Below are 6,503 nucleotides of genomic sequence, written 5' to 3' on the forward strand. Positions count from 1 at the left end.
TCATGTCCCGCCTGCGCACGACCGCCGCACTGCTCGCGACGGCCTTAGTCACCGTCGGCCTCGCGACGGCCGGCGGCCCCGGCCCCGTCGGCGCCGTCGCCGCCCCCGCCACCCACCGGGTGCTGTTCGACAACAGCAAGGCCGAGACGGCCGGCAACGCCGACTGGATCGTCTCCACCGCCCAGCCCGACCCGCTGGGCGAGAACGCCCACCCCACCACCGACAAGAACTGGACCGGCGCGCTCTCCTCCTGGGGCGTCGCCCTCCAGCAGACCGGCCAGTACAGCCTCAAGACCCTGCCGCCCGGCGGCACCTTCACCTTCGGCACCGGCGCCCCGCTGGACCTGGCCAACTTCGACACCGTCGTGATCCCCGAGCCGAACATCAAGTTCACGCCGGACGAGAAGGCCGCGTTGATGCACTTCGTCCAGAACGGCGGAGGGCTGTTCGTGATCGTCGACCACACCATGAGCGACCGCAACAACGACGGCATCGACTCGCCCGCGATCATCAACGACCTGTTCACCGACAACGGCGTCGACGACACCGACCCCTTCGGGTTCAGCGTCGACCTCGTGAAGATCCACGACGAGAACCCGCGCGCCGTCAACGACCCGGCCGACCCGGTGCTGCACGGCCCGTTCGGCACCGTCACCGGCTCGATCATCCGCGACGGGACCGTCTTCACCCTCAAGCCGGCCGACAACCCGACGGTCAAGGGCATCGTCTACCGGCCCGACTCCTCCGGGAACACCGGCGCCTTCTTCGTCACCAGCACCTTCGGCAACGGCCGGATCGCCGCCTGGGGCGACAGCTCGCCCCCCGAGGACGGCACCGGGCAACCGCACAACGCCCTGCACGACGGCTGGAACGACCCGGCCGGCACCGACGCCGCCCTCGCCCTCAACGCCACCGCCTGGCTGAGCAAGGCCTGACGGCCTCCCCGCGTCTCCCGCGCGCCCGGCCGGCCCTTCGCCGGGCGCGCGCCCGCTTCCTCCCCTACTGTCGGAATGATCCGCGCTGATCCGGAGTGCCGTGCACCGGTCCGCGCCGATCCGCACCGACCACCGGGACCCGATGGAGCGGCCATGCCCTCGTACCCCTACCGCACCACCCGCGAGGACCTGCGCGTCCCCCTCCCCGACGGCACCGAGCTCTGCGCCCGCCTCTGGCGCCCGGTGACCGACGAGCCCGTCCCCGTCGTGCTGGAGTACTCCACCGACCGCCTCACCGACTGGACCGCCACCGACGACGCCCGCCGCCACCCCTGGATCGCCGGCCACGGCCACGCCGCCGTCCGGGTCGACGCCCGCGGCCACGGCAACTCCGGCGGCGTCCCCGCCCTCCACTCCCCCCGCTCCCTCCACGACGACGGCCTCGCCGCCGACGGCGCCGAGGTCGTCCGGTGGCTCGCCGCCCGGCCGTGGTGCAGCGGCCGGGTCGGCCTGCTCGGCACCGGCGCCGCCGGGGAGACCGCCCTGCGCCTGGCCGCGCTCGCCCCCGACGCCGTGCACGCCGCGGTCGTCGTCTGCCCCGAGGGCCCGCACCGCCTCGGCGGCGCCGTCCTCGCCGCCGACGGCCACACCCGCGCCACCGACCGCGTCGCCGACGCCGCCCGCCCGCCGGACCCCCGGTACGTCGGGGACGACTGGCGGGCGATGTGGCTGGCCCGGCTGGACGCCCTCGAACCGCCGATCGCCGACTGGCTCGCCGCCGACCCCGGCCCCGCGCCGGCGGCCGCCGTCCCCACCCTGGCCGTCGCCGGCTGGTCGGACCCGTCGGCCGGCGCCGTCCTCGCCCTCGCCGCCTCCGGGTCCACCGCCGTCCCCGTCCGCGCCGTCCTCGGCCCCTGGCCGCACGGCCTGCCCGACGTGATCCTCCCCGAGGCCCTGCGCTGGTACGACCACTGGCTGCGCGACATCGACGCCGGCGCCCTCGCCGTCCCCGCCCTGCGCAGCTGGCGCACCGACCGCTGGTGCGGCGACGACCCGTGGCCGTCCCCCGGGCTCCGCGAGGTCCACTACGGCCTCGACGGCCCGCTGCGCACCGCCGGCACCTCCTCCGAGGACCGCTGGGTGCACGTCCGCTCGCCCCAGCACACCGGCCTCAACGCCGGCGCCTACGTCCCGCTCGGCCGCCCCGCCGACCAGCCGCCCGACCAGCGCGAGGAGGACGGCCGCTCGGTCTGCTTCGACTCCCGGCCGCTGCCGGAGCCCCTGGACCTGCTCGGCACCCCGTCGCTGGCCCTGCACCTGAACCCGGGCACCGGCCCCGCCCTGATCGCCGCCCGCCTGTGCGCCGTCGCTCCGGACGGCACCTCGACGCTGCTCACCCGGGGCGTCCGCGCCCTCGCCGCCCCGGCCGACACCACCGTCGCCTTCGCCCCGACCGGCGCCACCGTCCCGACCGGCCACCGGCTGCGGCTCGCCCTCTCCTCCACCTACTGGCCGTGGATCTGGCCCGGCCCCGAACCGGCCGGCTTCGCGCTCGACCCCTCCCGCTCCGCCCTCACCCTCCCGGTCCGCCGCCCCACCCCGCACACCGACGACATCACCTTCCGCTCCCCCACCCTCCCCCTTCCGCCCCCGCTCCAGCTCACCGAACCGCTCACCGCCCACCCCGAACGCGTCACCGTCCACGACATCGGCCGCCGTGAGTGGCGCACCGAACTCTCCCCGTCCACCGACGGCACCCGCACCCACCCCGACGGCCTGGTCCGCGCCGAAGAGACCGTCACCGCCTACCGCGTCCTCACCGCCACCCCCCTCAGCGCCCGCGCCCGCACCGACCGCACCGTCCGCCTCGAACGCCCCACCGCCGGCTGGGACGCCACCGTCCACACCCGCACCGAACTCCGCTGCGACCCCACCCACCTCCTCGCCCACACCCAGGTACGGGCGGAGGAGGCCGGCAACGTCGTCTTCACCAGGGAGTGGCACCACCGCATCCCCCGCTGAGGCCCCCTGATCGTCCACACCGGGCCGGTGTGGGGACGACCGTGGCTGCCATGACCGCGGCCCACGAGGCGCTCCCGTTCCGCGAGCCGCCGCCCGGAGCACAGCCCTGGGTGACGTTCCTCCCGGGTGCCGTCGACGACCCACGCCTGTCTCCGTGCTTCTCACCCAGTGGCGTCACACGGCCGAAGTCCACGCGGACCCGGCCCTGCACGCCGCCGTGACCCGCGAGCCCGGCGGGGACTTCGGGCCCCGTACCACGGCCTTGAGCCCCCGTCCGGCGGGCGGTCACTTCCTCCAGTCCGGTGCCAGGACGACGGCCTTGAGCTGGTCCACCGAGAGGGCCGGCTCGCCGGGGCGGAAGTCGTAGCCGTTCTCGCCGTTCCACTCGTAGAGCTGCACGCTGCGGCCGTCCGGGTAGTAGACCTGCGCCGTCCAGTGCAGCAGCGGGTCGGTGGCGGTCTTGCCGTTGCCGAACCGGTTGGTCACGACGAGCGTGCCGTCGGGCAGCTTCTCCCGCACCTCCAGCGGGGTCGGCAGGCCCTCCTCGACGCCCTTCCGGCCCTGGCGCCCCTGTGCCCCGGCCGGTTCGACGAGGACCGAGACCCTGCTGGTCCGCTCGCCCGCCGTGACCGTCAGCGTGGTGTGCTGCTCGTCCGGCCCGGAGGCCGTCGTGCCCGGCGGGAGCAGCCTGGTGAGCGTCGCGAGCAGTTCCGCCGCCGGGGGCGTCGCCGGAGCGGGCGTCGGTTCCTCGGGTGCCTCGGGTGCCTTGGGTGCCTTCGGGTTCGGCGGCATCGCGGCGACCACCCGCGCCCAGGCCGGTGACGTCACCATCGCCGCCAACTGCCCGGCGTCCAGGGGCGGTTCGTCCCGGGTGCGGGCGGCCGGCTGCCCGTTGTACTCGGTGATCCGGACCACGGTGCCGTCGGGCGCCGCCCAGGTCGCCTGCCACTGGCGCTGCTCGGGGAAACTGCTGTCCCGCCGCTTGTCGATCACCACGACCGAGCCGTCCGGGCGCTCGGTGCGCTCGCAGGAGTCCTGCGGCGTGGTGAACGGATCCGAGCAACGGGCCGCCTCGTCGGGGCGCTGCGTGCCGCGCTCCACCCCGAAGGTGATCACGCTCGCCCCCTTGCCGTCGTCGAACTCCAGCGCGCCGAAGCTCTGGTGCTCGCCACGCGACGCCTTCGAATCGCCGGGCGCCTCCGCGAACTTCGACTCCACCGACCCGGGCGGCAGCAGCCCGGTCACCAGCCGTACCACCTCCTCGGCGGTCATCGGCCGCACCGGCGCGGCCGCCGGTCCGAACAGGCCCGCCCCGGCGCCCCCGCCGAGGACGCCCGCGCCCCCGGCCACCAGCACCACCGCCGCCACACCGCCGACCAGCGCGGCCCGCCGCCGACCTCGCCGGCGGCGTCCCCACCGCTCGGCGCCGGCGGCCAGGCCGAACAGCGCGTCGTCCGGCGCGAGCGCCGCCGCCCCGCGCAGGGCGCGGGCGAACTCCGCCTCGAACTCCTCCTCAACCGGCATGACGCAACCCCGCCCTCTCCATCGCCCCGGCCGACTCCGCCCCCAGCACGCCCCGCATCCGCGCCAGCGCCCGACTGCTGCGCGACCGCACGGCGGTACTGCTCAGCCGCAGCGCCGCCGCCGTCTCCTCCACGCTCCGGTCCTCCCAGAAGCGCAGCACCAACACCGCCCGGTCCTGCGGCGGCAACTCCGCGAGCGCCCGCAGCAGCGTCAGCCGCAGCGCGGGATCCGGGTCGACGACGGCGACGTCCGGCAGGAAGTCGGTGACCCGCTCGGTGCTGCTGCGCCGCCGGCGGTGCGAGAGGAAGGTGTTGACGAGAACCGTCTGCGCATACCCGCTCGGGTTCTCCATGCGCGCGATCCGCCGCCACTTCACGAACACCCGCCCGAGCGCCTCCTGGACGAGATCCTCGGCCAGATGCGCGTCACCCCCGGTGAGGAGAAACGCCGTCCGCAGCAGCTGACGCCCCCGCGACGCCACGAAGGCCGGAAAGTCGGGCGGTGATTCCCCCGACTCGGCCGCCAATATGTGCTCCATGCCCTACTAACGCGATCACCCGACGGTCTTGTGGCACGCAGCGTACGGGGCCAGTGATCGGCCACCACGGCGAAGCTTGCGCAAAGCACGCACCACGCGTTCGCATCGGCCGGCTGTGGGCAGCTCGGCACGCTGCACGGCGGACGGGGATTGCGCGGCACCTCGCGGGCTTGCGGGTTTGTGCTCTCGGGGGATCATCACTCCAATGGAGTAGCCGACGGCCCGCGCACCTTGCCTGGTGCGCGGGCCGTACCCGCTCCGAAGGGACATCCCGATGCCTTCCCCTCAACCCGTCGACATGGCCCGCAGCCGGGTGTTCGGCGGGGTGGCCGAGACATACGACGCGGCCCGCGCCGGCTACCCGGACGCCCTCGTCTCCGCCGTCCTCGGCTACGCCGCCCTCGGCGACCGCCCCGCCCTCGAAGCGGGTGCCGGCACCGGCAAGGCCACCGTCCCGTTCGCCGCCGCCCTCACCACCCCCCTCACCTGCGTCGAACCGGACGCCCGGATGGCCGAAGTCCTGCGCCGCAACACCAGCCCGTACCCCCATGTCACCATCGACGTCAGCCCCTTCGAGGACTTCCGGCCCGGCGACACCCGCTACGGCCTCTTCTTCTCCGCGACCGCCTGGCACTGGTTCGACCCGGACCGCCGCTGGGACCTCGTCCACGACGCCCTGGCCCCGGGCGGCGCCGTCGCCCTCTTCTGGAACCCCGTCGGCGTCCGCGACCCCGGCCTCCACGCCGCCCTCGCCGAGGTCGACCGCCGCCACGGCCTCACCGGCACCCCGCACGCCGAACTCGCCTCCTCCTACGGCGACACCCCGGGCCAGTGGCCCGGCATGCTCGGCCACTGGCCGGCCCTCGACTGCGAGCACGACGCCCGCTTCACCGACCTCCGCTCACTGCGCTTCCGCGAGGACACCGACTACGACACCGCCCACTACCTCGACTACCTCTCCTCCATCTCCCGCTACGCCACCCTGCCGCCCCACCACCGCACCCAAGTCCTCGCCGACACCGCCGCCGCCCTCACCGCCCACGGCGGCCGCCTCCCCGTCACCCGCCACCACGACCTCTTCCTCGCCCGCCGCACCTGACAGCACCGCCCCGGGAGCCGGGCACCCGCCCGGCTCCCGGAGCACCGCCAACTACCCGGCGGCACCCACCGTCGCGGACGTGAGAGAAAGCCCATCCGGGTTCAACCGAGGCGCTGCAGGAGGTCGGAGTGACCGACTTCCCGTACGCGTCGGCCGCCCGGCGCGGGGCCGGGCGGCCGGGGGTGGGTCAGCTCGTGGCGATCGAGGTGTCGTCGATCACGAAGCTGGTCTGCAGCGAAGCGTCCTCGGTGCCGGTGAACTTGAGGGTCACCGTCTGGCCCGCGTAGGCGGAGAGGTCGAAGGTCCGCAGCTGGTAGCCGGCGGCCGCGTCGACGTTGGAGTAGGTCTTCAGCGTGGTGCCGTTGACCTGGACCGTCAGCTTGTC

Annotated in this window: 5 protein-coding genes and 1 pseudogene; 3 read left to right on the plus strand and 3 right to left on the minus strand. The window is 74.9% G+C overall.

Annotation, left to right across the window (positions count from 1 at the left end; genetic code table 11):
- Positions 1–2 precede the first annotated feature (2 nt).
- Together ABTX81_RS17555 and ABTX81_RS17560 are read left to right on the plus strand one after the other, a co-directional pair.
- Positions 3–935: a hydrolase gene (locus ABTX81_RS17555; RefSeq protein ID WP_350546107.1), complete on the plus strand. Its 933-nt coding sequence runs from the start codon at positions 3–5 to the stop codon at positions 933–935.
- Positions 936–1,088: 153 nt separating this feature from the next.
- Positions 1,089–2,957, plus strand: coding sequence for a CocE/NonD family hydrolase (locus ABTX81_RS17560; RefSeq protein WP_350546110.1), 1,869 nt, complete (start codon positions 1,089–1,091; stop codon positions 2,955–2,957).
- A gap of 285 nt (positions 2,958–3,242) precedes the next feature.
- Here ABTX81_RS17560 and ABTX81_RS17565 read toward each other — a convergent pair whose 3' ends face one another.
- Both ABTX81_RS17565 and ABTX81_RS17570 read right to left on the minus strand, forming a co-directional pair.
- Positions 3,243–4,481 (minus strand): hypothetical protein, encoded by a 1,239-nt coding sequence (locus tag ABTX81_RS17565; protein WP_350546114.1) that lies wholly within the window; start codon positions 4,479–4,481, stop codon positions 3,243–3,245.
- Positions 4,471–5,007, minus strand: a complete 537-nt coding sequence (locus tag ABTX81_RS17570) for a SigE family RNA polymerase sigma factor (protein WP_350546117.1) — start codon at positions 5,005–5,007, stop codon at positions 4,471–4,473. The genes ABTX81_RS17565 and ABTX81_RS17570 overlap by 11 nt, the downstream gene beginning before the upstream one ends.
- Before the next feature lie 286 nt (positions 5,008–5,293).
- Here ABTX81_RS17570 and ABTX81_RS17575 point away from each other — a divergent pair, with 286 nt between their 5' ends.
- Positions 5,294–6,118 (plus strand): class I SAM-dependent methyltransferase, encoded by an 825-nt coding sequence (locus ABTX81_RS17575; protein ID WP_350546120.1) that lies wholly within the window; start codon positions 5,294–5,296, stop codon positions 6,116–6,118.
- 187 nt (positions 6,119–6,305) lie between these two features.
- Here ABTX81_RS17575 and ABTX81_RS17580 read toward each other — a convergent pair.
- Positions 6,306–6,503: pseudogene (locus tag ABTX81_RS17580) on the minus strand (hypothetical protein); the annotation flags it as partial.

Origin of the sequence: Kitasatospora sp. NPDC097605 (assembly GCF_040302725.1) — a bacterium.
GTDB lineage: Bacteria > Actinomycetota > Actinomycetes > Streptomycetales > Streptomycetaceae > Kitasatospora.